The 26,741-nt window shown below is 31.1% G+C and carries 27 protein-coding genes and 1 pseudogene; 4 read left to right on the forward strand and 24 right to left on the reverse strand.

Annotated elements, in window-relative coordinates:
• Positions 1–6 precede the first annotated feature (6 nt).
• From accC to WPG_RS13550, 6 genes are all read right to left on the reverse strand, one after another.
• Positions 7–1,446: an acetyl-CoA carboxylase biotin carboxylase subunit gene (gene accC, locus WPG_RS13525; protein WP_045473644.1), complete on the reverse strand. Its 1,440-nt coding sequence runs from the start codon at positions 1,444–1,446 to the stop codon at positions 7–9.
• A 1-nt stretch (position 1,447) separates the two neighbouring features.
• Positions 1,448–1,924, reverse strand: a complete 477-nt coding sequence (locus tag WPG_RS13530) for an acetyl-CoA carboxylase biotin carboxyl carrier protein subunit (RefSeq protein WP_045473646.1) — start codon at positions 1,922–1,924, stop codon at positions 1,448–1,450.
• A 74-nt stretch (positions 1,925–1,998) separates the two neighbouring features.
• A complete protein-coding gene (locus WPG_RS13535) occupies positions 1,999–2,685 on the reverse strand; it encodes a PrsW family intramembrane metalloprotease (RefSeq protein ID WP_045473648.1) in 687 nt (228 codons plus the stop codon).
• A complete protein-coding gene (locus tag WPG_RS13540; RefSeq protein WP_045473650.1) occupies positions 2,682–3,233 on the reverse strand; it encodes an NUDIX hydrolase in 552 nt (183 codons plus the stop codon). The genes WPG_RS13535 and WPG_RS13540 overlap by 4 nt, the downstream gene beginning before the upstream one ends.
• A 10-nt stretch (positions 3,234–3,243) precedes the next feature.
• On the reverse strand, positions 3,244–4,389 hold the full coding sequence (locus WPG_RS13545) for an aminotransferase class V-fold PLP-dependent enzyme (protein WP_045473652.1): 1,146 nt from the start codon (positions 4,387–4,389) through the stop codon (positions 3,244–3,246).
• A 53-nt stretch (positions 4,390–4,442) separates the two neighbouring features.
• Positions 4,443–5,531 carry a M42 family metallopeptidase gene (locus tag WPG_RS13550; protein WP_045473653.1) on the reverse strand — a complete coding sequence of 363 codons (1,089 nt, stop codon included), beginning with the start codon at positions 5,529–5,531 and terminating at the stop codon, positions 4,443–4,445.
• A 125-nt stretch (positions 5,532–5,656) separates the two neighbouring features.
• Here WPG_RS13550 and WPG_RS13555 point away from each other — a divergent pair, with 125 nt between their 5' ends.
• On the forward strand, positions 5,657–6,352 hold the full coding sequence (locus WPG_RS13555) for a DUF4294 domain-containing protein (RefSeq protein WP_045473655.1): 696 nt from the start codon (positions 5,657–5,659) through the stop codon (positions 6,350–6,352).
• Entirely contained in the window at positions 6,353–6,979 is a 627-nt protein-coding gene (gene trhA, locus WPG_RS13560) for a PAQR family membrane homeostasis protein TrhA (protein ID WP_045473657.1), read from the forward strand. It begins immediately after the preceding gene.
• A 130-nt stretch (positions 6,980–7,109) separates the two neighbouring features.
• Here trhA and WPG_RS13565 read toward each other — a convergent pair whose 3' ends face one another.
• The 7 genes and pseudogenes from WPG_RS13565 to WPG_RS13595 all read right to left on the reverse strand — a co-directional run bounded on the left by WPG_RS13565 (position 7,110) and on the right by WPG_RS13595 (position 11,920).
• Positions 7,110–8,018: a hypothetical protein gene (locus WPG_RS13565; protein ID WP_045473658.1), complete on the reverse strand. Its 909-nt coding sequence runs from the start codon at positions 8,016–8,018 to the stop codon at positions 7,110–7,112.
• 34 nt (positions 8,019–8,052) lie between these two features.
• Positions 8,053–8,511: a hypothetical protein gene (locus WPG_RS13570; protein ID WP_045473660.1), complete on the reverse strand. Its 459-nt coding sequence runs from the start codon at positions 8,509–8,511 to the stop codon at positions 8,053–8,055.
• 4 nt (positions 8,512–8,515) lie between these two features.
• Positions 8,516–9,073: a hypothetical protein gene (locus WPG_RS13575; protein ID WP_045473662.1), complete on the reverse strand. Its 558-nt coding sequence runs from the start codon at positions 9,071–9,073 to the stop codon at positions 8,516–8,518.
• Positions 9,074–9,450 (reverse strand): annotated as a pseudogene (locus WPG_RS13580) (nuclear transport factor 2 family protein). It lies immediately after the preceding gene.
• Between the two features lie 270 nt (positions 9,451–9,720).
• Positions 9,721–10,440, reverse strand: a complete 720-nt coding sequence (locus tag WPG_RS18085) for an LLM class flavin-dependent oxidoreductase (protein ID WP_231850193.1) — start codon at positions 10,438–10,440, stop codon at positions 9,721–9,723.
• Positions 10,441–11,238 (reverse strand): SDR family NAD(P)-dependent oxidoreductase, encoded by a 798-nt coding sequence (locus WPG_RS18090; RefSeq protein WP_045473663.1) that lies wholly within the window; start codon positions 11,236–11,238, stop codon positions 10,441–10,443.
• Between the two features lie 7 nt (positions 11,239–11,245).
• Complete coding sequence (locus WPG_RS13595; protein WP_045473664.1) at positions 11,246–11,920, reverse strand: NAD(P)H-dependent oxidoreductase; 675 nt, start codon at positions 11,918–11,920, stop codon at positions 11,246–11,248.
• 113 nt (positions 11,921–12,033) lie between these two features.
• Here WPG_RS13595 and WPG_RS13600 point away from each other — a divergent pair, with 113 nt between their 5' ends.
• Positions 12,034–12,381: a winged helix-turn-helix transcriptional regulator gene (locus tag WPG_RS13600; RefSeq protein WP_045473666.1), complete on the forward strand. Its 348-nt coding sequence runs from the start codon at positions 12,034–12,036 to the stop codon at positions 12,379–12,381.
• Positions 12,382–12,393: 12 nt separating this feature from the next.
• Here WPG_RS13600 and WPG_RS13605 read toward each other — a convergent pair whose 3' ends face one another.
• The 3 genes from WPG_RS13605 to WPG_RS13615 form a co-directional block, all read right to left on the reverse strand.
• Positions 12,394–15,585 (reverse strand): AsmA family protein, encoded by a 3,192-nt coding sequence (locus WPG_RS13605; protein WP_045473668.1) that lies wholly within the window; start codon positions 15,583–15,585, stop codon positions 12,394–12,396.
• A 127-nt stretch (positions 15,586–15,712) separates the two neighbouring features.
• Entirely contained in the window at positions 15,713–16,060 is a 348-nt protein-coding gene (locus tag WPG_RS13610; protein WP_045473670.1) for a hypothetical protein, read from the reverse strand.
• 78 nt (positions 16,061–16,138) lie between these two features.
• Complete coding sequence (locus tag WPG_RS13615; protein WP_045473672.1) at positions 16,139–17,026, reverse strand: alpha/beta hydrolase; 888 nt, start codon at positions 17,024–17,026, stop codon at positions 16,139–16,141.
• A 1,136-nt stretch (positions 17,027–18,162) separates the two neighbouring features.
• Here WPG_RS13615 and WPG_RS13625 point away from each other — a divergent pair.
• Positions 18,163–18,783 carry a hypothetical protein gene (locus tag WPG_RS13625; RefSeq protein WP_045473676.1) on the forward strand — a complete coding sequence of 207 codons (621 nt, stop codon included), beginning with the start codon at positions 18,163–18,165 and terminating at the stop codon, positions 18,781–18,783.
• Between the two features lie 245 nt (positions 18,784–19,028).
• Here the strand turns inward: WPG_RS13625 and WPG_RS13630 are convergent, their stop codons facing one another.
• From WPG_RS13630 to WPG_RS13655, 8 genes are all read right to left on the reverse strand, one after another.
• The gene (locus tag WPG_RS13630) at positions 19,029–19,286 is read right to left on the reverse strand and encodes a hypothetical protein (RefSeq protein WP_231850194.1); all 258 of its coding nucleotides are present in this window, start codon (positions 19,284–19,286) and stop codon (positions 19,029–19,031) included.
• Positions 19,287–19,671: 385 nt separating this feature from the next.
• On the reverse strand, positions 19,672–20,214 hold the full coding sequence (locus WPG_RS18415; RefSeq protein WP_197539919.1) for a hypothetical protein: 543 nt from the start codon (positions 20,212–20,214) through the stop codon (positions 19,672–19,674).
• Complete coding sequence (locus WPG_RS18420; RefSeq protein ID WP_197539920.1) at positions 20,214–21,098, reverse strand: DUF5916 domain-containing protein; 885 nt, start codon at positions 21,096–21,098, stop codon at positions 20,214–20,216. Before WPG_RS18420 ends, WPG_RS18415 begins: the two co-directional genes overlap by 1 nt.
• A 219-nt stretch (positions 21,099–21,317) precedes the next feature.
• The gene (locus WPG_RS18425; RefSeq protein WP_197539921.1) at positions 21,318–21,719 is read right to left on the reverse strand and encodes a hypothetical protein; all 402 of its coding nucleotides are present in this window, start codon (positions 21,717–21,719) and stop codon (positions 21,318–21,320) included.
• A 48-nt stretch (positions 21,720–21,767) separates the two neighbouring features.
• Positions 21,768–22,334 (reverse strand): HupE/UreJ family protein, encoded by a 567-nt coding sequence (locus WPG_RS13640; RefSeq protein WP_045473678.1) that lies wholly within the window; start codon positions 22,332–22,334, stop codon positions 21,768–21,770.
• On the reverse strand, positions 22,334–22,828 hold the full coding sequence (locus tag WPG_RS13645; protein WP_045473680.1) for a DUF6702 family protein: 495 nt from the start codon (positions 22,826–22,828) through the stop codon (positions 22,334–22,336). Before WPG_RS13645 ends, WPG_RS13640 begins: the two co-directional genes overlap by 1 nt.
• Positions 22,829–22,873: 45 nt before the next feature.
• Positions 22,874–24,553 (reverse strand): PhoX family protein, encoded by a 1,680-nt coding sequence (locus WPG_RS13650; protein WP_045473688.1) that lies wholly within the window; start codon positions 24,551–24,553, stop codon positions 22,874–22,876.
• 7 nt (positions 24,554–24,560) lie between these two features.
• Positions 24,561–26,705: a S46 family peptidase gene (locus tag WPG_RS13655; protein ID WP_045473690.1), complete on the reverse strand. Its 2,145-nt coding sequence runs from the start codon at positions 26,703–26,705 to the stop codon at positions 24,561–24,563.
• Positions 26,706–26,741 lie beyond the last annotated feature (36 nt).

Genomic DNA, 26,741 nt, shown 5'->3' on the forward strand with positions numbered 1-26,741 from the left:
GGTATTTTAGTTTGGTAATCTTAATAAATTCTGATCTTCTAAATAACGTTTCAAAGCAATCTTCGCAGCCATCTCAGCTTCAATTTTATGCTGTTCTTCAAGTAGGCTAGGAGAGTAGTACTTTTTTACAAAGTGTGTATCAAAGTTTCCACTTCTAAAAGCCTCATGTTCACACACAAAACGTCCAAAAGCTAAAGTGGTTTGCACACCTTTTATATGGTAATTGTCAATTGCTTTTATCATTAATTCAATTGCTTCTTCTCGAGTATCACCATAAGTAATAAGCTTAGACAACATAGGATCGTAATAAATAGGAATATCCATACCTTCTTCAAATCCGTTATCTATTCGGATATTATCTCCTTTAGGTAATTGATATATTTCAAGATTACCTACACTAGGTAAGAAATCATTCATCGGATCTTCAGCATAAACGCGAAGTTCTAAAGCATGACCATTAATTTTTAAATCCTCTTGTTTAAGATTTAATTGTTCACCTCTCGCAACTTTTATTTGAAGTTCAACTAAATCCACACCAGCTATCCACTCCGAAACAGGATGCTCTACTTGCAATCTTGTATTCATTTCTAGGAAATAGAAATTTAGATTTTCATCTAAAAGAAACTCAACAGTTCCTGCACCTATATAATCACAAGAACGCGCCACGTTGATGGCAGATTGTCCCATTTTTTCTCTTAATTCTGGAGTTAAAACAGCAGAAGGAGCTTCTTCAACCACTTTTTGATGACGTCGTTGTACTGAACATTCACGTTCAAAGAAATGCAAGTAATTACCATGCATATCTGCCATCACTTGTATTTCAATATGTCTTGGGGAGGCTACATACTTTTCAATAAATACAGAACCATCACCAAACGCATTAGTAGCTTCACTAATTGCTCTATCCATTTGCGATTCAAACTCATCCGCATTTTCAACAATTCGCATCCCTTTTCCACCACCTCCTGCAGAGGCTTTTATGAGGATAGGAAAACCAATGTCATTAGCAATTTTTTTAGCTTTAGGAATATTCGTAATTGCTTCTTCTGTTCCAGGTACCATAGGGATATCATAAGCTTTAACTGTTTCTTTTGCAGCTAATTTGCTTCCCATGACTTTAATAGCTTTAGAGCGAGGTCCAATAAATATGATATTATTAGCTTCACATAACTCAGCAAAGTCTGCATTCTCACTTAAGAATCCATAGCCTGGATGTATACCATCTACATGAAGTGATTTTGCAACTTCTATTATTTTATTTCCTTTTAAATAGGATTGATTAGATGGAGCTGGACCAATACAAACAGCTTCGTCTGCATATTTTACATGTAATGCATTTCTATCAACTTCAGAAAATACAGCTACTGTTTTAATTCCCATTTTCTTTGCTGTTCGCATAACACGAATAGCAATTTCACCTCTATTTGCGACTAATATTTTCTTCATACTATTCAAAAGTGATTAAAAGTGAATTTTTATCAACAGTCTCTCCTTGCTTTACACTTATAGATTTTATTATACCATCTCTTGGAGAATTGATTACATTTTCCATTTTCATAGCTTCAAGAATTAATAAAGCCTCATTTTCCTTTACGTCTTGGCCTTCAAGCACATTAATTTCTAATATTAAACCTGGCATTGGAGCTTTAATAGCATTGACTTGCTTTAATGCTCCAATTTCAAAACCTAAAGCTTCAATTTGTTGATCTAGTGCATCATTAATAACAACATTATAGACATTGTTATTTACTTTAACCGCGTAAGATTTTTTATTGAAATCAGAATCTAATACAGAAGCATTTATTGTGTTGTTATCTCGTATAACGTGATAGCTATTATGAGAAGTTTCGATAGCATCGAATGTTTCTATAGTTTCTTTTGAGACATCGAAACTATGAGAATTGTTGACCTTTATTTTGTACATAAACTCTAAGTTATTATCGAATTGCTAATTTAAGACTAAATCATCAAACATAATATGAAAATAACGAGCTTATTTTAAGAATCTTCTAAAGATTTAAAGTTAGAATCTTCTTGATGCTTTTTGATGGCTTTACGAGATAAATATATAGCAATAGCTAATGATATAAAGGCTCCTATAGAAATGCCAGGAATGAATCTAATGAATAAGAAGAAATCATAAGCGCCATGAAAAAGTACTGCTAAGAATAATCCAGCCATATTTAATTTAAATCTATTTTTTGAGAATTTAGCTTTTCCCATAAAATAACCCATTAATATTCCAAATGTTGCATGTGCGGGAACTGCTGTAAATGCCCTGAGAATAGCTGTTCCATAACCACCTTCCATAACGTACATTATATTTTCTGTACAGGCAAAACCCATCGATACCATAACTGCATAAATGATTCCATCGTATGGTTCATTAAAAGCTTTCTTGGGCTGGTTGAAATATTTAACAATTATGTATTTACTAAATTCTTCAGCAAGTGCTACGACTATAAAAGCTTGTATAAATTGTTGCCAGATATTGAATTCATTTGTAATAGGAATAAAGCGACCCGTAAATAAATAAAGTATCGTGACAATGATAATGCTAACGATCGCTCCAAATAAAAAACTAGTTAATAAAAGACCAATAGGTTCTTTTTCATATTTATCTTGAAAATAGATATAAACAATAATTACCATTATTGGAGCTATTGCCATGAGTAATAAATTCATAAGTCTAGTTTTTCTTTTATTTGATCAATTACAAAGCTATAATACGATTTATTTGTGGGAATGAAATGATGATTAATTTCACTTTGGCTTAATAAGGCTTCAAATTCATTAATAGACACCAATTTTAGTGCCTCAACTTCATCTTCTTGTGGTTGAAGCTGATTGACATTAACAGTCAATTCTGCAATATAAACTTGATGGAACTCATTATCCTGAATTTCACCATAATTAGTTTCATGAAGAAAAGTCCCAATTTTTTGAAGATTTTGAGGTTTTAGAGCTAATCCAATCTCTTCTTTAGTTTCTCTCAAAGCTGCTTCTAAGAAAGATTCACCTGCATCTATATGACCTGCAGTAGAAACATCCCAAAGTAAGGGATGGATTATTTTTTTATGAGAGCGTTGTTGCAGTAAAATTTCGCCATTAGTTGTGTAAAGCCATAAATGAATGGTATTGTGATACCAGCCATTTTTATGTGCATCAGACTTTAAAGCCGTTTTTTCAGTGGGATTACCCTCTTTAGTAATTATGTCAATTCTTTCATCCAAATTTTCAATTTTATAAATGAGATGCTAAGCAATTAATCAAAGGTTTAAAGTCTGCTTCCGTATTATATAAATGACAAGAAATTCTAATATAATTCCCTCTAAATGATACAAAGATATTTTTACTAAATAAGTCTTTTTTTAAAGCATCAAAGTCTATATTCTCTGGTAATTTAATACCAAATAGGTGATGAGTTCTATAGTTATCATCTTCTATTTTACAGCCTAGTGCTTTTAATTTGTTTACTGGTTTCTTAGTAATTTGTTTACAATAATCTTGAATAGCTTTCGGTGTCCAATTAATAACTTGTTTGAGTGCTTCAATTTGCATTTTTATATAAATAAAACTCCCACTTTCACCAACACAATATCTATTTGCTTTTGGCTTATATTCTGATCGATAATTTGTTAAGCCAGCAAAATTTTCACTATCAAAACGATTGGTCCAGTTTTCTTCAATTGGTTGACCTTTATCAAAATAAGACCCAAAATAGCCATAAGCACAGCCATAAGGTCCAAATAGCCATTTATAGCCAGCACAAATTAAAGCATCTGGCTGTATGTCTTTTATAGAAAAAGGAAAAGCTCCAATAGTCTGACTTCCATCTATAACTAATAAAGAGTTATATGATTTTGCTTTTGTGCTAATGGTTTTCAAATCAAATAAACTACCATTGGACCAATGAATATTTCCAATAGCAACTAATGCTGTTTTTTCATTAATTGCCTTTAGAATGTCTTCATTCCATTGTTTTACAGTTTTAGGTGCTTTAACAACTATAATTTTCGCACTATATTTTTTAGCGAGCCTTTGCCAAGAATACATGTTACTTGGAAATTGTTCATCAATAACCAAAATTTCATTATTTTCATTTAACACTATATTATTAGCAACTGTAGCCATACCATAAGAAACTGATGGTATAGTGGCTATACGATTATATTCATTTGCATCTATAAGTTTAGCAAACAGCTTTTTAAGTTCTATTACAGGATAAAAGTAATCCGAAGTTTTAATGGTATAAGGCTGATTCTTTTGTTTTAGACCTTCTAAGCCTGCCTCATAAACTGCTTTAAATGATGGCGATTGACTCGCAATGTTTAGGTAGGTGATATCCTCAGGAATATCAAATAAATGTTTTTGATTCTCTAATACCATAAGTGAATTCTATGTTTAGTGATATGTAAAAGCCTCTAAAAAGAGGCTTGAGTTTATTTAAAATATGAAAACGTTTCTCCGTCTTCAATTTTTAATAGTGTTTCGTATATCAATTTAATAACGTTTTCTACATCACTCTTATGTACCATTTCTACAGTGGTATGCATATAACGTAATGGTAAAGAGATAAGAGCAGATGCAACACCACCATTGCTGTAAGCAAAAGCATCAGTATCAGTACCAGTGGCACGAGATAATGCAGCGCGTTGAAATGGAATTTTCTTTTCTTCAGCAGTATCTGTAATTAAATCTCTAAGTTTTTGTTGCACTGCTGGAGCATAAGCTACAACAGGTCCATCTCCAATCTTTGCTAATCCTTGTTTTTTAGGGTCAATCATTGGAGTTGTAGTGTCATGAGTTACATCTGTAACAATGGCAACATTTGGTTTAATGGTTTCAGTTATCATTTCAGCACCTCTAAGACCAATTTCTTCTTGTACAGAATTAGTAATGTACAATCCAAAAGGTAGTTTCTTTTTGTTTTCGTGAAGTAGACGAGCAACTTCAGCAATCATAAAACCTCCCATTCTATTATCTAGAGCACGACAAACAAATTTATCTTTATTTAGAATATGAAATTCATCAGGATAGGTAATGACACAGCCAACATGAACTCCCATTTTTTCGACTTCTTTTTTATCTTTTGCACCTATATCTATGTAAATATTATCTGGTTTGGGTGGCTCTTCTTTAGCTCGACTTCTTGTATGTATTGCTGGCCAACCAAAGACGCCTTTGACAATACCATTTTTGGTATGAATATTCACCACTTTACTTGGTGCAATTTGGTGGTCACTACCACCATTTCTCACTACGTAAAGTAAACCTTTGTCTGAAATATAATTAACATACCATGAAATCTCATCGGCATGCCCCTCTATAACAACTTTGTATTTTGCTTTAGGATTAATTACAGCAACTGCAGTTCCGTAGGTATCTGTGATAAATTCATCTACATAAGGTTTTAAATAATCCATCCATATCTTTTGCCCTTCCCATTCGTATCCTGTAGGTGATGCATTATTTAAGTATTTTTCTAAAAAATCCATTGACTTTTTAGTGAGTAATTGCTTTTTAGCCATTTGTGTAAATTTTTCTTTAAAAATAATAATATTAATAGGAATTTAAGGTTATTGGAAGTATTAATTACTAATTTTGAAACGGCTTAAACAACAATTTTGGAATGATTTTAGTATTATAATAATTAATGAAGTATATAATATACATAGCATTATTTTTTTCGACAGCTATTTTCGCACAAGAAGATCCTGTAAAACAAGATACTACACAAGTTCACTACATGATTATTGAAGGGGATTCTATACCTATTACATCTGTAGAATTGAATGAAGTCTTGGTGTTGCCAAATTTAAAATTTGCAAATCGAGATGCCCGAATTAGATATATTATTCTCAGAAGAAAAACTTTAAAAGTCTATCCTTATGCAAAGCTAGCTGCTGAGCGGTTGGAGGAATTACAAAGACGAATAGGAACACTTAAAAAGAAACGTGAAAAAAAGAAGTATGCCAAGGTCATTCAGAAATATATTGAAGATGAGTTTTCAGCTGAATTAAAAAAATTAACAAAGACTGAAGGACAAATCTTAGTTAAACTTATTCATAGACAAACTGGTAAAACTACTTTTAACTTAATTAAAGAATTGCGGAGTGGTTGGCGTGCTTTTTGGTTTAATAGTACAGCTAGTTTATTTGATATTTCTTTGAAAAAAGAGTTTAGCCCAATAGATGAAGAAGAGGACTATTTAATTGAAGATATATTACAACGTGCTTTCCAGAATGAACAATTGGATCGTCAAAAACCAGCCTTTGAGATTGATTTTTATGCCTGCGTAAATAAATGGGGGAAATCTAAACCTAAGACATTATCTAAGTCTAAAAGTTAAATGCGAGTTCAAACCAAATTAGAGGAACAATTCAATTCATGGACTCATGGTGTTGGTGCTGCATTAGGAATTGCAGCTTTAGTGTTGCTCATTGTATTTTCTGATAATGCTAAACCTTGGAGCTTATTTAGTGTTGTCGTTTATGGAATTTCAATTATTATATTATTTCTAGCATCTACATTTTACCATGCAGTAAAGGGAGAGAAGCGTAAGCATTACTTTAGAATAGTAGATCACATTAGTATCTATTTACTTATTGCTGGGACATATACTCCTGTATTATTAATTTTATTGAATGATAGTTTAGGTTGGCCATTATTTTGCACTGTTTGGGGAATTGCTGCATTTGGTGTTGTTTTAAAATTATTTTTTACTGGTAAGTTCGAAATATTCTCAACACTATTATATCTTGTGATGGGCTGGCTTATTGTTTTCGATTATACAAACACAGCCAACGCATTAGGAACTGATGGTGTATTTTGGCTATTTGCCGGTGGTTTGTTTTACACTGTTGGAATTGTATTCTATGTCATTGAAAAAATACCATATAATCATGTTATATGGCATCTGTTTGTTTTAGGTGGTGCTATTTGTCACTTTTTTATGATTTTTAATTATGTGATTTAAGATTTCTAATTCCTAAAAATTTTAATACTAATGTTCAATTAGGAACAAAGATTAGTATCATATTTTTGGATCTTTAAAAAGTTACTTAGTTTTTGTTAAAGAACAAATAAAGAAATTGAAGATTAGACTATTATTGGTAATAGTATTTTATTCTGTCAATAGAAAGATAAGTTCCGGTCGTATAAACTTCTATTAAACGATTATCCTCATCAAATATGTAATTATAAATTCTGACATTATTGTTCCTTTCTGGTGTAGGGAATATACTATGTACTTTATTTAGATACCTTTTTGTGTTTTCAATTGTACCATAAGTAGCTTGTGAGCCCAATAAAAATAAGTTTAACTTATTTCCATAAGTATTGTCTATTAATGGTTCTCTATTATTTCCATATTCATTGAGAATCTCATACGTTTCGTTACAATTATAGTTATTACCTAGACAATTAATAGCAGTTATGTCATTTTGATTATCATAAATATACATCCAATCATTGTTTGAGTTTATAGAGTCCAGATTTCCATAAGTAATGTAGGTTTTAAGATCTTCCCTAAAATCGTTGTTTAAATGATCAATGGAATAATTTTTTATAGTATCAAGAATATATTCATAATGAATCGTTTTGTTAAATAAAGTACTAGATAAGTTTGAAGTACTAAACTTATTGCTTACAACATTTTGAATATCGTAATTATCATTATAATTATAATCTATTGTACGGTAATGGTTAGTTAAATTAATATCTGTATGGCTTTTTATTCTCGTGAGTAAGTTATCACCATTATGTTCATAGATATTAAAAACACTTATATAAGGATTATTATTACTAGATTTATAGTAGACATCTTTTCTAATAATCTTTTTACTATCATAATATTCAATAATACTATCAGAAATAAAGCTGTTAGACAAGTTTGAATTATAGCTTTCAAGTGTTATTACTCTTTTTTTTATATCATTTGTAGCAGGTGAAGAATCATCATTATTACAACAATAAATAAGTAAAGACGAAATAAAAATAAAAATGATTTTTCTCATCGCAAAATTTTAATCAAATACTGAGGTATATAATTTAGCATAATTTTTTAGTAATAACTATTTGACCTAAGTGATAATGCGTGTGCTCAATAATACCTGTTAAATTCCTATAGTAAGTGCCATATTTTTCCTCTGCTAAAAATGTTTCAAGAACATTATCTTCAAGTGTTTCAATTAAAGCTATAAATTCCTTAGCTTCAATCCATAAGTTATTTTGAAAGTCTTGCCATTCAGCTTCATTTTTAATGTTGGGATGGTCAAAACTGTATTTATCTCTTATGGTTAGTTCTCCATTTTTTAGCGCATCCATTGTACCTTTCAAATAATAATGAATATGAAAGGTCAGTGTTAATATCGTATTTAAATTACCGACTTTTTTTGTCGCTACTTCTAAGGTCACACCTTCTAAAGTATCTTTAAAATTTGAAGCTGTCCAGTTACCACCAAAATAGACTTGGTGTAAGTTCTTGGCGATTAGTTTTGTTGTTTTCATAGCCTTATTCTAATTTAGCTTTAAAATAGCCATTAATTTTTATCTCTCCATTACAATCAGATTCGCATTTTGCAAGATAATTGATATAACCATTAAGTGAATCACTTGTTTTCTTAGGTATAGACTTTAGAATTAATTCTTGTTTAATCGTTTTAATCTTTGGTTCTATTATTGGTCCTGACATATTAAAATCATATAAAACCTTAAAAGTTTTATTTATAATTATAATCTTTAGTTCATGATAATACATAGAATTTGTTTCGTAAATATTAACTTCCAGTGTATCTGAAGATATTTGTTTCAGATCAGTAAACCGAATAGTTCTAAAAGGATCGTCATTAACCAATATGTTGGATTTTATTTGATATTGAGTTGAGTCTTCTAAACCGTCATAGCCATATTTCGTTTTAATAGTCAATGGATTCAGCATTGATTCTGTTGATTTGAATAATGGACTATCTAGATTAGAATCTATTTTTATTTTATCATATCCTGAATGATTTACTTTCTTTTGACAAGAAAATAATGCTAGTGATATACATATAATTAAAATTTGCTTCATCTAATACATTGTATTGTTGTGAGCTGATTCTTTTGGTATTTGCTGCATAGAATCCCAATGCTCAACGATTTTTCCATTATCGTCAAATCTAAAGAAATCCATAGTAACATATTGGTCATCATCAGGCCAAATTTGATGTGTATGCAAAGCTACTAAATTACCTTCAGCAACTGCTCTTACAAAGTCAATTGACTTTTAGGATATTCGCGTTGCATTCTATCAAAGTAATCTATAAAAGGTTGTTTGCCATCACCTACCATAGGATTATGTTTTATATACATATCTCCAACATATTTTTCAACTGCTACTGCTGGGTTCCCTAGAAAAGTAGTTTTATAAAAGGCTATCGCGTTTTTTTTATTTTCTTCTAAGTTCATAGTCTTTTGATTTCTTTAAATATAAAAAATAGCGATAATGATTGAAAATCAAAACCGCTATTAAATTAATATTGTTTGGGTTATTAAAAATGTGGAAGTACATGTTTGCCAAGTTCCTCAATTACTTCATTTACTGGTCGAGAGCCATATTTAAGATTAATAATAACATGATTAACTCCAAAGACTTCTAATCCTTTAAATGTTCAATCACATAATCTGTACCGGACTTAAAACCTAAATGGATACCCTTTGGACTTGCACTTTTTTCTTCTAATAAGATTGCATATAAGGTTTCCAAGGTTGTTTGGTTTTGTCTAAAGCACTTTGCCAATGGTCTATATTGTTTTTTAAGAACGGAAAACTTCGTGGATAAAATATCCAGCCATCAGAATGTTCAGCTATCCAATCCAAAGATTGACCAGAGAAGCCTGTCACAAGCATTGGTGTTTTATCATTATATTTTGGTAACACATCAATGCTTCCATTTGTACTACCATATAATTTAGATTCATATTTTGGAAAATCTGCTTGTAATGCTTTTATATAAGAAAAACTATCTCTAAAGAGTTCACTTTTATTCTCAAGATTTTGATTAAATGCAGGATATTCGATGGCTCTGTCTCCAGAAGCTGTACCAACAATTAGTCTTCCTTTGGACAACACTTGCAAGCTTTGAATGGACTTAACTGTATGTACAGGATGACGTAATGGTAAAATAATACTGCCTGTAGCTAGTGCAATTTTTTTAGTATGATTCATAATATGCGTCATATAGATCCATGGATCATAAATTTGACCTGCATCACCAAAATTAGGATCATTAAATGGTACATCTCTAAACCATAAAGCTTTAAAGCCCAGTTTTTCAGAGCGTTTAGCAAGTTTTTCCTGGTTTTCCATTTTCGGAATTGAACCAGTATAAGATTCTATAGGAAATACAAGGCCTATAGTTAATTTGCCTTTTTTTGCGATAGTTTTAAATGTATTCATTTACGCCTTAAATATAGATTCTGTAACGGCAATTAACTCTGCTATTTTATCTGCATCATAGGCATCAGAGTGTGCAGTAGAAAAAGATCCTTTATCGTTATCAAAGTACTGTCCTGAACTATTTGAATAGACTTCTGAAACAGCTAAATCATAAAGAATATTGGAACCCTTATCAGCAGAAGACCAATATTGACCATAGGCTTCATTGACCATTTTTGTGTTTAGTAAAGAACCAGGATTAACTGCAATAGTATTAATGTCTTTGTGTTTTTTTGCTAAATCAAAACTCCAAATTGTTAATGCTAATTTACTTTGCGCGTAAGCTCCTTGATCAGAAAGTTCTTGTTTGCCTAATAATGCGTCTATACAGACAGTAGATTGTGCTGCAGAACTTAAATTAATAATTCTTGGTGCGTTTCCTTTTTCTATTAAAGGCAAGAGTTCTTTTGTGAGTATGTAAGGAGTTAAATAATTAACGGCGAAACGAATATCAAAGCCGTCATTGCTCTTTGTGATTTGGCTTTTAAAGATACCTGCGTTGTTAATAAGGATGTCAATTTTGGACACTTTTTCTTTTATGGCTAGCGTCATTGATGTTACACTGTTTAAATCAGAGAAATCTTCAATAAAGCTTTCGATAGCACTATTTTTTGTAGCCTCTTTTATTTCTGCGACTGTATCAGCAAGTTTCCTTTCATTTCTACCATGAAGTAGAATTTGATGACCCTCTTTAGCGAGTTGAAATGCGACTAATTTTCCAATACCGTCAGTACTGCCAGTAATTAAAATGGTTTTCATCTTAGTGTTATTTCCAAGTTATAATATCATCTAAATCCCTTCTTGATTTAGCATGTGGTGGTTCAGTTTTTCTATAACCAAAAGCGACCATGAAAGATAAACCATATTTATCAGTATCGATATTGAACTTTTCTTTTAGTAATGCCTCAGATTTTTCTTGATGGAATCCTTCAATCGGACAGCTATCAATACCAACTAAAGCTGCGGATGTCATCATGTTACCTAATGCGATGTAGGTTTGCTTAGATGACCAATCAAATAGTTTTTTATCTGTATCTAAATCGAAATCTTTTTCTTGAAATTCTCTGTAAAATTTTGAATACATTTCAATTACATCCTCAGGGAACTGTTTAACATCTTTCATCATATGCATAATATAATCAGCATCATGTTTTACCATTGGTGCTCTCATGCTTAGACCTAATACAAAATGACTTGCAGTATCTAACTTTAATGGTGCTCCCCAAGCTACTGGCTTTAGCAATTCTCTTAATTCTTTATCTTGAACAACTACAAAGTGCCAAGGTTCAAAACCAAAAGAACTTGGTGATAGATTGGCTGTTTTAAGTATATAATTGATATCATCTTCTGAGACCATTTTAGTTGCATCAAATTCTTTACAAGCATGTCTAAATTTAAAGGCATTTAAAACGTCATTTTTGTCAATATTAAGTGTATTCATATTTTTAAATTTTAATTACTATAATTTTTATAGTAGCAAAATTAAGTATAGTATATTATCTTTGCAATACCTATCCTTTTTGATAGTATTAACTTTTATGAATATTTAACATTATGGAACATAAATTTAATGGTAAATCTTATCCATGTTGTACAAGCGTAACTATGGGAATAATAGGAGGTAAGTGGAAAACTGTAATTCTGGCCTATCTCATGGATGGTCCTCTGCGTTATAGTGAGTTGCGTAAGAAAGCAGGCAGTGTTACAGAACGCACATTAAGTTTACAATTAAAAAGTCTAGAAGAAGATGGTATTGTAAAGCGCAAAGTATATACAACAAAACCACCACTTAAGGTAGAGTATAGTTTAACGCCTTTTGGTGAAACTTTAATACCACTTATAAAATCTATTATAGAATGGGGAGAATATGTTGTTGAAGAATATGGTGAGGTTGTTGAATGACTTAGAAAAATACTACTTGTTTTTACCTAATGATATTTTATAATCATCGACTGTACCTCTTACTTTAAGGTTAAGATACCTCGTTTTTCGTTTACTGTCAACTTTTACAATTTCCTCGACTTTAGTGGAATCAATTTCTTTTTTACCTCCAAAGATTTTCCTTAATGCAGCTTTTTTTACAATTTTCCAAGGTATTCGTAGATAGTAATCTATATTGTGTTCACTATCATGATTACCAGAAATTTCCATATGACCAATTGTAGATTCAATCGTCATATTTGGAATAATGATGGTTCCTTCTTTAATATCTATATGATTTTGTAAGGTGTCGAATCTAATATTTTTTAGATTTTTATCTCCCATATAATCTGATAAAGCTTCCATAGGATCATAATTCTTTAAACTACCATTAATAACCTGTACATCCATTTCTATTTCAGATTGGTCTAGGTCAGGAACTAAATCTGGATATACTCTTATATTACCTTTAATTTGTGTAGTCACTTTGCCTTCGAGATTGTCTGACACTAAATGATCTTGGCCAAAATTTTCAAATTTAAAGAGCAGTTTGTCTATATCTATGTTTCGCATCTTCAAATCTGGTTTCATATAAATATGGTCAGCATCACTGCCATTAAAATATCCGGATAAATCTATGTTACCGCCTGCTGCATTCATATTTAAAGTGTCAATATATATATAGTGGTTAGGTGTTGTTCTTAGATCTGCAGTGATATTTTGAAGATCTATGCGATGGTATATAAAATGGTCAACATCTACATTAAACTTCATGTCTGTAAATGGTAGTTGGTATAAATTAAAGACTTCTTTATGTGCTGCAACATCTTCAATAGTAGCAACTTGGGTTTCGATGATTTCTGGTGCGTTTAAATTAAAATTGAATAGCTCATCATAATCAATGTAATTAGCATTTAAACCTAAATAATTGTCACGTTTCTTTATGGTTTCATCTTTTCCTAAGTAGTAATTTAAATCTATATTAAAATTGGTTTTACCAATTTCTCCATAGAAATCTTTAATCACCACATGCTCATTTTCATAATGTATAAGCCCTTTAAAATTCTTGAAACGTAAAGGGTGTAGCTTCATTTTGGTGTCTAACTTATCGAGATTAACATCAATAGTGTATAATGTAGAATCTTTGTATTGTAATTTAGTTTTGGCATGCAACGAGAGTTTATCAAACTGCTCGTGTTTGTATTCTTCAGGTACATAGTTTTCCCCTTTATAAGAAAATAAATCTTCCAGTTTCAACTGATTCGCTACAAGATTGATATCTAAATCAACAACACCATCTAATTGGTGCTTCATCCAAAATTTGTAATCATGAATAAGCCCATTAAAATGAAAATCAGAATCGTCAATATGACCTGTAAAATCAACAATTTTTAAATCTTCATCATCGACTAAGATATCTGCATGAAAGTTGTGAAACTCATGTGGGTAATGTTTTAGCTGTACATGTAAACTATCGATAAAAAATTCTCCTTTAGGTAAATACTGTGCACTTATAAAATCTTTTGCTGAAGATTTAAATGAAAGCCCTAATTGAAGGTCTTTTATTTGCTCATCTATCCAAATACTATCTTGCGTAGAATGTTTAGTTAACGTTGCTATATTGATTTGTTTTGATAGTATATCAAAATGCGCTTCTATGGGAGTGTCTGTTTGGTGCACAATAGCAGGTAAATCAGATAAAAAGCCTGTAATTGATAAGTCCGATTCATCCATCTGCAGATTAAAGGTATTAAGCTGTAAGGCTTTACCATTCATAACTAAATGCGCGTTTAGAGAATCTAATGGAACAGGAAGATTCTCGGATGTAAGACTTAAGTTATCTATTTTTAACTCAGCAAAATAGGCTCGATTTAATTTTTGCAACGCTAATTCTGGTCGACTTAAATCGATAATGTCGTGAAAGTTCATTTTTAAGGCCACAATACCAGATAAATCTTGAACATTTTTTAGATTTAAAAATTCAGTAATAAAATTGAGATTAAAATTAGAATTGATCTGCATGTCAACTTCTGGGGACTCAAAGTTTCTAATAAACAAATCTCCTACAAAAACACCTTTCTCTAGGTTAGCTTTAAGGTCTGTTAATGAAAATTCCATGGTACTCATATCTCTATTTTCACCATTTGTAAAATGGCCTTTAAAACCCATTTTGTCAATTCGCTTTGTCTTAGCAGTATTTTCTAAAAAAGCTTCTCCTGCTCCAAACTCAACATCAATTAACGGTATATTTCCTGCATTAGCAGGTCCCTTAATACTTGCATTAAAGTAAATATCACCTTCATTTTTATAACTTTCTAAAACCGGAATTAAATCGGTAGGTGCAAAAGCAATAAGCATATCAAAATTAGGTTTAGTACCTTCTATTGAGAGGTCTAAATCCATATCATTTTTTGTGTCTAACGACCCTTTTAGATCAAAGTCACCATGTTCCATGGTTATACCTGAAGGTTTAATGTCTAGAATGCCAGTACGTTCGTTAAAGACTAAATCAGTGTGTACTTCAAAGTGTTTATGACGAATAAAGGTGGTGTCTTTATTTTTTATAACATTAAGTTCAAAGTCTGTATCAACATGCGCTTTTAGGATTTCACTTTCTCTACTAAAACCACCTTCACCTTTGTAAATAAATGTTTCTACATCTGAATTTGTAGCTTCATCTAGTGTATGAAAATCTAGATTTCGCATTTTAATTTTTTGTAGATCTATGTTGATAGAAGCTTCTTCATTAGGATTATTATAGGCTAATGCGTTTTGTATGTTGGTTGTATTATCTCTATGAATAATGATGTTAAAAACCCCTTCTTCTACTAAAATGGATTGAATGTTGTAGTTACCTTTTACAATATCAAGAAGATCAAAACCAATATAAATGTCTTCAACATCCATAATAATTGCTGCATCAGGCGCTTTTGTGTCAAATAGTTTAACATCATCAACTTTGATAGATATGTAAGGGAAATTTCCAAAAAGCGATAATTCACTTTTCCCAATACTAATAGCTCCTTTATACTCTTCGTTTAATTTAGCGACATTATTCTGTATTATATTAGCCTGATTAGCATGTGTATAGATTAGTACTGCACTACAAAGTAATACTGGAATTATTATGGTTATAACTACAAGAGTTTTCCAAAACTTTTTACGTTTTAAGACCTGTAGTTTCATTTTTATAACTGTTGTTTTGGATTAAAATTTGAAGAGTTTGCTTCTCCGAATAAAGTTAATCATTAAAATTGGAGTAGAGAAGTGTTAAAAAGATTAGGCTTTATAGATATTAATGCTTATTTATATTTCAGTCAGACCACTTTATTCCGATTTTGCTTTCAATCCAATCATGAAAGTAAATTATTATTCCGATTATGACATGTAATCCAATTAATGTTTGCCCTAATAATTCAGCTGAACCTTTTGAATACATTCCAAAGAGTGCAGAAATAATATGATAAGCGGCTAATAAAAATAGACCAACGTCTGATTTACATGCTAAAACCCAAATAATTAAAATTAGCTGAATAGTTAATCTCCCGATTTGAAAGGGAAGTCTTTCTGTACCAATTTTATTATAAACTAAAATCATTAAAATCAGTTCAACAATTAAGGTTATAATTATAGCTACAATTAAAACTGGTCTGTTTTTCATTTAGTTAGTAATTATGAGTGGATTAGAATTTAGTCAAAACCTCAGTAATTTCATTTATACACAGTTAGCTGTAGTTTTTTATTTTTTCTCATATAATGTTGTCAGAGTTCCATTTAAACAGATTGGTATTACTGATGAATGTGTTTCATTTCTGTATATACGCCAATTCATATCAACATTGTCATAGTTCCTTTTTTGAAGGAACATACTAAATTTGATCATATTCGATACCATCATTGGACTTTCATTTTCTCCAGTTGATATGAAAACTTTTGTTGGATTAATATCCCAGTTTTGACTATCAGAGAATTTAGAAATTGCTGGTTTAAGAAATATACCTTCATTAAGTTGAAAAGAAGGGCTGTTTATGCCAAATTTAGTAAAGTAGTTATCAGAATTAACGAAACAGTATGCTGTAAATAATCCTCCGAGAGAATGTCCTGAAATTCCTCTTTCAGAATTTGTTTTATAATTTTTGTCAATAAATGGAACTATTTCTTTTTTTAAGCATTCTAAAAATTTGTTCGCTCCACCTGTCTTAATCGTTCCATATTTAAATCCGAATTTTTTCGCAATTCTTTTTTCCGTAATTGTGTCTCGATATGGCGTGTAATCAATAAATCTGTTAATATTGGATTGAATTCCCATTACCTTATGACTAATTCCAACGAGAATTACATCTTCAATTTTTTCAGAATCAATATATTTAGATTCGAAATAGCCAAATGTGCTTTTTCCATCCAAAACATAAAGAACAGGATAAGTTATGCTGTCCTTAATATTATAGTGCTTTGGAAAAGACATATGAATTAAATACTCTTTATCTGTAATTTCTGATTTAATGATATGGTCTGATTTATAGCTATTCCGTCCTTTTGGGTCTAATTTTTGTGCTAGTGATACATTTTGAAAAATCAAAAAAAGGCAATTAAAAATAAGTAGTTTTTTTGATGTTATAAATTTCATTTTTATTTGTACAAGGTTCAAAAATAGACATAACAGCCAATGATATTTTATCTGGCCTGTTGTATGGTTAAGCAACTAAGTTAGCAAACAAATCACAGATAGAAAATTCCTGCGGACACTAGGGTAGCGAACTGGGGCAGCAATTTTCGTAAGTTGGCAGTGACCAAGCAATAAATTATTCACGTTGTTGTAAACAGTGATATTAAATTACTTCGTTAAGCCTCCGGAAATATATGCTAGATATATGATGATTCCATAAACCAATATAAAATTTATTATAACAAAAACAGAACGTTTTAATCTAGTTAATTCAAAAGCTGTAGAATTCCAAATTAGAATTAATAAAGTATATGGTATGAAGAATAGAGCTATAACGGAATTATTTTTTATTAATAGATTTAAAATTATTGATATTGGGACAAAAATGATAGTCCATAAACTCACATTGTAAATGTTGAAAATTAAATGTTCATAAATGTTTTTCTTGAATTTAAAGTATAATAGATAACTTAAAATGGTTGATAAGAAAATAATAAATATTAAAAATACAAATTGAGAGGAAACATTGCTAGTAATTGTAATTCCTAGAAAATTTTTAAAAATCAAATAATTAAGTAGAAGAAATAAAGATGCTATTACAAAAAAATTGCCTGGGCTAAAATAAAATCGCCTAAAACCATTCCAATAATTTGAAACTAAAGTTTTAGGTTGATTTAATCCAATGATAATATTCTTGAAAAAGGATTTTTCTAATGAAAAGGTATTATAAAATAGATCTCCAAAAACTGTTGCTTTTGTAACTCTACTATTTTTATAATATTGACCACAATTCGTGCAATAATTCTCTATAATATCATTAGAGCAAGCGGAACATTTCATATTTATTTTTTGTTCTTAAATTGTTTACAATGTGTTTGTGTATGATTTCGTTGCATGTTTCAGGAACTGAATTACCAAAAATGCAGCGAAACAAAGGGAATTTTGTAAGAATCTCTGGTAAGCAAATACCAAGTACCTCGAATTAATTTTATATATTGTTAAGTGTTAGATTCTATGAATTTTTGCTAATTTTTCAAGAATATTTTAGGTTTTTTTAGTAATTAAATCTGATGTTTTAATTTTAAAAAAAATTAGAAATGAAAAAAATACATTTACTAAGTTTATTATTTATTTTCTTTGCTTGTGTAAAAAGCAATATAAAACCATCTGAGCCTGAACAGCAAGATGTAGAAAATCAAGATATTGTAACAAGTGCAAGTGGAGTACAATATCCTTCTTTGGATCCACCGTCACATCAATATTGTGGGCCAGGTTGGGGAAGAAAGATGTGTCGATTTTTATTTAGGTATGATGGCACAATCTGGGAAGATGCGGAAAATTATTATAGTGACTTTTCAGATATAAAATTATCAAACTTTACTGGTACTGAATATTTTATATCTTTTTTTAATCTTGATAGTATTACTTCTTATTGTGATGGATGGAAATTAGGTGAAACAATTCGCAATGGAATAAAATGGAATATTAAAATCAAAAAAGATGAGTTTGATGTTTTAAAGTTTGATTATGAATATTATGGGTCTAGTGCAGAAATTGAATATACTATAAATTATAAATATGAAGTAATTGATGGTTTACTTCATTTTTCGAGCTCTGACGGTCAAGCATTTATTTTCTCTCCTTCTGAAAAAAATTATACAGAAGAGTTTCTTAACACCCTCGAAATAATTTATTTAGAAGGCTGTATCTTTTTATAATTTTACTCACTCTAATGACACATCATCTTTATGAGACACAGTTTGGATTTAGGTATTATGAAAAGATAATAGTTTAATAAGTAGGTTATAAATAATAATGTACTATAAACGTTTTTTTACACAGGCTTTTTTTATAGATGTTCCAATAGTTTCCTAAAGGTAACAGTATCATATATAATTTTTAGTTTACTAATCTTATTTTGATTATCGAATTCAATGATGTCTACGACATCAAATTCCACTTTTTAATTATTTTTTAAGGTCCATTTATAGGTAAAATAAAGAGCTAGATTACATGAGTCTTTTTCTTCAAAAATTCCTTTTAAATTCAGTTCAGAATTTGAAGTATCTCTATTCAATTCATGATAAAATTCATCTGCTTTTTTGATTCCGTACAATGGTGAATCAACCATTCCATTATGATTGAATAATGTAACTACTTGTCCAATATTTTCATTTTCAAGGTAAGTTATATATTGCTTTGCGATTTTCTTTTTATTCATTTTTAATCTTGCTGTAAATTTTTCCTTTCCAAGATAAGTTTTTAATTACTTCCAAAGTATTTTTAAAATCAAAATTAAATTCGGTTTTTATTATTCCTTTTTCAAATAATGATTTATCGATTAAAATTACCTTATTATAATATCTAGATAGTCGTCAAAAAAACTTCAAACAAAATTATGCTAGCATTAGGATTTTATAATTCGTTAGAGTAAACACTATTTAAAACTGTTTTAAAAAGGTTATTTTGCTAATAAACTGCCGCGTCTGAGTTTGAGGGTCTAATAGATCAGTTTCTATATCATTAAATACCAAATAGATAAATGATAATGGTTGGTATTCCCAACTTAACCTTAAATTTAATCGTCCTTGCTCATTAAAGCTATTTTACTGATAGAAGCTAGAGAGTTGTACTCTTGGATTAAGTGCCAATCTTAAATTTGCAGAATATAAATCGATTTCTAAGTCTTCATTTAATAATCCGAGGCCATTGATATTATTGTGCTCGTATGTTGCAGTAAACGAAATATTTGGTAATGGTGCGTATCGCAAACTACCTGTTAAAGTATTTTGTGTTCCATTATAAAAATTACCAAAATTAAATCTGGTACCTAATGAAAATTTCTTAGACTGATCGGTATTATACCTTAGTAAATACCGAGTATAGCGATGGTTTCCTTGATCAATAGCGACACCTAAAGGTGAAAAATTAAAATTTATATTTTGCCAAGTAGGAGTCAAAGTCGCTTCAAAAAAGCTATTATCCTTAAACCACATAAATATTGGGAAAATGTAAATATTTGCTTGCTTAAAACTTCCGAAGTCCTTTAAATCGCGATAATAGTTAACAAAAGCGCCAGGATCCCAACGTCTAATAAAAGGTAATGATTTGGGTCTTAATATGGCATAACCACCAGGACTATGATACATTACATCTTCTGATAAACAAAACCCATATCTGGAGCATAATTATCGCTTACAAATGAGTTGACGTAACCCATATAATAATCATTGGTGCGCTTACCAGCGAAAATTCGTCCTGCATATCCTAAACCGTTGACTTCACTATCTGAGGATGTAGATAATAAATACGAAATAGAAGTCTCGTCTGTAGGTCGTATAAAACCGTCTACAGTGAGCGTTGTATTATTTTTACTGCCAATATTTAAAGCATTAAAACTATCATCAAGACGATGCGTAACCATAGCACCTATATTATTTTCTTTTCCATAATTTTGAGTATATCTCGCCACACCAAAAGTACTTCCTCCGGCTTCATCTGTATCACTTTGCCTTACAGCTAATGCACCAATGGCTCTTTTATCGTTTCTACTTGTATATCTAGTAGCAATATCGAGAGGTGCTGGTTGTGCATTAAATGTGTTATCTAATCCTATGGTGCGACTAAAAAAGGGTTTAATTTGAAAGTTACTACTACCAGCCCAAATACCTGAATTTTCTAGAAAAAACTGACGTCTTTCTGGAAAAAATATGTTGAATCTTTCTAAGTTATTAACTGCTCTATCAACGTCTGCTTGAGCAAAATCTGTATTAATGGTGAGGTCTAATACTGTTTCTGGGTTAACAACCCATTTAACATCTCCACCAACTTTTGGCTCACTTAACTTATTTGAGATATTACCACCTGATTTTGTGTCATCATACTGATAAAGCGCATAAGGTTCTACTCTGATATTCGCAGAAGGCGCTGGCAATTGCAGCCCAGTTAGTTTTGCCGAATAGATCATTCGGTTTTGAGAAAATGATTGTGGTATTGCAGGAAAAACTGTCTTTTCAAAATCATTTCTTGCCAATCTGTAAAATGTAATTCCCCAAGATATTGGCTTTCCCTCCTGAGGTTTATCGTAACGAATAGATTTAAAAGGGATAGCAAATTCTGCATAATAACCTTTTTCGGTTCTGTTGGTTCTTACAGTCCAAAGCGCATTCTAGTTTGTATCTCTATTTCTGTCATAAAAACTTTGTAAATCGAGTTGATTACCGTGAGGTGTTGTTTGAAAGGAAACTGCATATTACTTGGTGTTTTGAGCGTCTATTTGTATGCCAAAAACATCATTCTCAGAAGTATTAAAGTCACGTCTTAAGTCTTGTATTCTAATTCCTTTTTTGCCAAGTGAATCTTTAGCAAAAACGCCAACATAGAGATACTTATCGTCAAAAAGGATGCGTACTTCAATCGGGTTTTTAATAGTACCTCCTTGCACAGGTTCTACTTTAAAAAACTCTGTAATTACATTTGCATTTTGCCAATCGTTTTCATCTAACTTTCCATCAATAACTATTTTATTATTAGCTTTTGTAGCTTTTATTTCAATAGGTGTTTCTGGTGGTGGAAAATTATCGGTTTCTTTTTCCTGAGCCTTGCCTTCTATAGGAAAATTTAATAAGATTAGTATAAGATAAAATAATTTCATTCTATTATACTTTAAATGTTGACCATGTTATCATATGTGCAAGCACAGCTAAAATAAAATCATTTGAAGTACCATTAACATAATTATGGTGTTCAAAGTTAGCCTAACTATTTTCTTAGATTTTATTACATTATCACTAATCCAAAGAGCTGCAAGAACCATAATAACTATAATTAATTGTGCAATTTCAATCCCTATGTTAAAACCTAGCAACGGAGCTACAATACTTTCTCCTTCAAATAACATAGCTGATAGAAAGTTGGAAAATCCGAGTCCATGAATAAGACCAAAAAAAAGTATTATTACATAAATAAGATTGCCTTTAGGTGTCTGATATTTATTTTCTTTTATAAGAATCCAATAGTTGAGTAAGCAACTTATTATAATTGTAATAGGAATTAATAACTCGATTAAATCTGGATTTATATAAATTTTTTCTAGTGCAGCAAGAGCTAAAGTGATACAGTGTCCTAAAGTGAATGCAGTTACGAGTCCAGCAATTTTACGTAAATTACTTATCGTATACAGAAGGCAGAAAGAAACTATAAAATACAGATGATCTAACCCTTGTGGATCTAAAATATGATTAATCCCAAGTTCTATATAATGTATCATTAATTGATTTCGATTTTTACTTTTGGATTACTTATGCTTAAGATATGATGTTTGTCTAGAAATTTTATATCATTTGTTTGCATTAGCGAGGCATCACATAATATTGTATTAATCAAAAACAGCTCTTCTGAGACATCCAATTTGTTGGTCGTACTCATATTTACTACTAGTGCTAAACGGTTTTTTGAAAGAGAGACACTATTGATATAGAGATTTATTTTTTTTTCACCCTGTTTAAAATATAAGTGATTTTTGAGGTATTGGCGTAATGCCATTGTGCCATTGCTCGTAGTGGTAGAAAAATCCGTTTGCTGCAAATCATATAATTTTTGCATATGCGCAGTTAAATCATCCAAAAAAATGCGTGTCTCTAAATCCACATTGCCATTAGAACTAATAATAAGCTTACTGAATGTCATCTTGAGTGCGTGCTCTTTGGTAAATGCACTTAACGACAATATTATTAATGCAAACATTATACCTTTTAGTCTCATATAATTTAGTTGTTAATTAGAGCAATTGTTTAAACTCTAATTTACTTAACTCACTATTTGATTCAACTTGTTCATTTTCTCTATTAAATCACCAGTAATAGCAACTACAGCAGGTTTGGGAATATTATCACCATCGAAAGGCCATGTACTCGTTGGGTTATTTATATTTTTTGTTTGTTCACCAGGATGCTGAACACTTAAGAATAGTGTTTTTCCATCTGGTGAAAACCATGGACCAGTTAACTCTGCATCCTTTGGCGCTGAAGCTATTCTGATGACTTTTCCAGCATCTTTTCCATATCTTGGTATCACAAATAAACTATTGTTTTTAAATGATATATATGGTTTATTAGCCTTATTCATAGCATTTCCAGACATATCAGAAGTGAACCATAGATTTCCAGCTAAATCAAAGGCTAAATTATCAGGGCAAGAGAATCCATTAGCTTCACCACCTGCTAAATAAGTAGATGATTTAAAGGTTAAGGCATCAAAATCACCATTAGTCTCTTCAATTTTTAGGATGGAACCATGAACATCACCTTTACTTTTATTATTGGTCAATGAGACAAATATATGTCCGGTTATAGGATCAATTTCTATATCTTCAGGACGATTTAATTCAGTAGCGCCTAACAATTTTGCAGCTTCTCGAGCTCTTATTAATACTTCTGTTTGGTCTTTAAATTTCGTTTTTAAAGTTGGTTGTTTCTCCCAGTCTAAAGCTAGCCATTTACCGTTAACAGTGTCCGCAACATAGAGTATCCCTTCCTTTAAAGAGTCTGGTTGAGAGGAAATGAATTTATATAAATGTTCATTATTACTATCATCCCCTGTATAAGCAACAATACGTTTGTCTTCTAGTTGATATAAGGTGCAACACTCATGTGCAAATCGTCCAAGTGCAATATGTTTTTGAGCAGTACCGTCTTTTGGATTTACCTCTACGACCCATCCATAATGTTCTGGTGGATAATCATAAAAGTTCTCCCAACCACTATACCTGCTAGGAATTCTAGAGGCATTATTATTATCGTCATAAACAGTTTCACCATAAAAGCCATCATAGTTTTCTTCACAGGTGAGAAAGGTGTTCCATGGTGTAATTCCGCCAGAACAATTAGCTAGTGTTCCAATAGCCTCTGATTTACCTTTTATTGGACTGTTCCAATTTAATTGAATCTTTGTTTTTGCTGTAATACGTCTATTATGAGGGTCGTTTTTAACAACTTTCCATTTACCGTTTTCTTCTTTAATCCTTACAATACTTCCTCCGACATTATACATCTCTTTATCTACTTGTTCGATAGTACGATGTTCATCAGGATTTTCATAATCTCTGTAATTAAAGTCTGAAACATAAAGCGGATTAACATACTCGTGGTTTACCCAAAGTAAGCCATCTTTGGGGTTGCTTTTATCGAGTGGAATAAAGCACGTAAAGTCATTATTGAATCCAAAAGTGTCTAATTCACTAATCTCATCTCCCCATTTTATAATGGTATGATAATCTAGTCCGTTTACTAATAGTAAGTCATCTTGGTTAGAGGCGCTTAATCCTTCTAAGACTAGATTTTTTAAGTGATTAAGTCTTTCATTAGATAGACTTTCTATGTCAATGGGCTTACTTATATTACCACAACTAAATAAAAATGGAGGAACTATAGCAGCTCCTAAGCTAGCTTTACCTAAAAAGGAAATAAATTTTCTTCTACTGTAGTTCATATTGTACTTAATTGTTTATAATAGTTAATTCGTCTATAATATTTTTAGCATTAGAATAAGTATCAATTAACCAAAGTACGTATCTAATATCTAAGTTTATTGTGCGTTGTAAGTCCTTATCGAATATGACGTCTCCTGCCATCGCTTCAATGTTTCCATCAAAAGCTAAACCTATCAATTCTCCTTTTCCGTTTAGTACTGGTGACCCAGAATTTCCGCCAGTTATGTCATTATCTGTTAAAAAATTTACCGCTAATTCACCATCTTTATTAGCATATCTTCCGTAGTTTTTATTTTCAAAAAACTTGAGCATATCTTTAGGTAAGTCAAATTCGTCATCATTTGGTTTGTATTTATTGATAACACCTTTAAAGGTGGTATAATTATTTATATAAGCATCATTTCGGGTATCTTTAGGTAAAGCTCTTACTTTTCCATAGGATAATCGAAGTGTTGAGTTAGCATCTGGATATTCTATTCTACTGATTCCTGATTCTCTTAAACCTTCAACTAATAACCTGAATGATTTTTGGTAATCATTTAGCGGTTGTTGAAGCATCTCAGGTTGCTCTCTATATTTTGCGAGTATAGCTGACGATAATTTATAAAGTGGGTCATTAGACAATATATCCTTATCTGGATATTTCAAAAATGCTTCAACTCCTTCTTTTGAGCCAAACATACTGAGGTTGAAAATAGCTTCTACATAGTCCGTAAAGTCATTTATTTGTTTAACTTCAGACAGTAGCTCAGGTAAAGAGTAATTAGATTTTGAAGTGTAAAGTTTGAGCTGCTCTGCTAAAATCTCTTTTTCTAGAGGTAAGTGATACTCTTTGTATGAATTACTGATTAATGCGGTTAAACGTGGCACTAATTCTTTACGTTTTGCTTCATTAGCATCTGCATAATTTTCAAGTCCTCTTCCAATTCTGTACGGAAGTATTGAGAATTTACTTGAGCGTAACAACCCTATCAAATAATTATCGTGCTGAGATTTTTCATTAGTAAGCTTATAATAGTTGTTGATGGTACTAATTACATTGCCGTAAGCACTTTTATACTTTGGTTTATTTGCCCATTTATCAAACTTATTTTCTGTCTTACGTTTAGTTTCTGCAGTTCCGTGCTTTGTTAAAGCATCGATCATCCCTTGTCGATTCTTCCAATAGTTTGCTATTCCAGCGTATTGCGAAGCGTACATTAAATTTACAGACTCATCTTTATCCATATATTTTTTCATCACATCCATACTTAGTTTAGAACCTTCAACCCAAGCAGGATATGCGTACTTAACGTTTTGCTCAATCCCTTCGGCAGGCATCCAACGGTTTGTTCGACCTGGATACCCCAAAATCATAGCGAAATCATTCTCTTTAACACCACCAATATTTACAGGAAGATGATAATTAACATTTAAGGGTACGTTATCCTCAGAATATTCCGAAGGTTGTCCATTGGCATCTGCATATACTCTGAATAGCGAGAAATCTCCGGTATGACGAGGCCATTCCCAGTTATCTGTATCACCTCCATATTTCCCAATACTTTCAGATGGAGCTCCAACTAACCTTACATCAGTATAATCTTCATATACAAAGTAGTAATATTCATTTCCCTGATAAAAAGGTCTTACTGATACTGTATATTTTCCACCGTCACTATTTTCCTCTTGAATTTTAGCAATCTCTTTATTAATAATAGCCTCGCGCTCTTTTTCTGACATTGTATTAGTCACTAAGGAAAGAATCCGTTCACTAACATCATCCATACGTACAAAGAATCTAACGTAGAGACTTTGAGGTTTTAATTCTTGGTCTAATGATTTGGCCCAAAAGCCATTTTTTAAATGGTTTTGTTCTGCGGTAGATAATTCGGCTATAGCGTTGTATCCGCAGTGATGATTTGTAAGCACCAATCCATTGCTAGAAATGATACTTGCTGTGCAGCCGCCATTAAATTGCACAATAGCATCTTTTAAACTTTGGTTATTGATACTGTATATTTCTTTAGCCGTTAGCTGTAAACCCATTTTCTGCATATCACGATGATTGAGACGTTCGAGATGCATTAAAAACCACATTCCTTCATTGGCAAATATTGAAGTTGGTAATACAATAAAAAGGGCAATTAGAATTCGGTTTAGCTTTTTCATTTTAAGTAATTAAGATTTGTTTAAAAATATTTTGTG

The sequence above is a fragment of the Winogradskyella sp. PG-2 genome (genome assembly GCF_000828715.1).
Lineage (GTDB): Bacteria > Bacteroidota > Bacteroidia > Flavobacteriales > Flavobacteriaceae > Winogradskyella.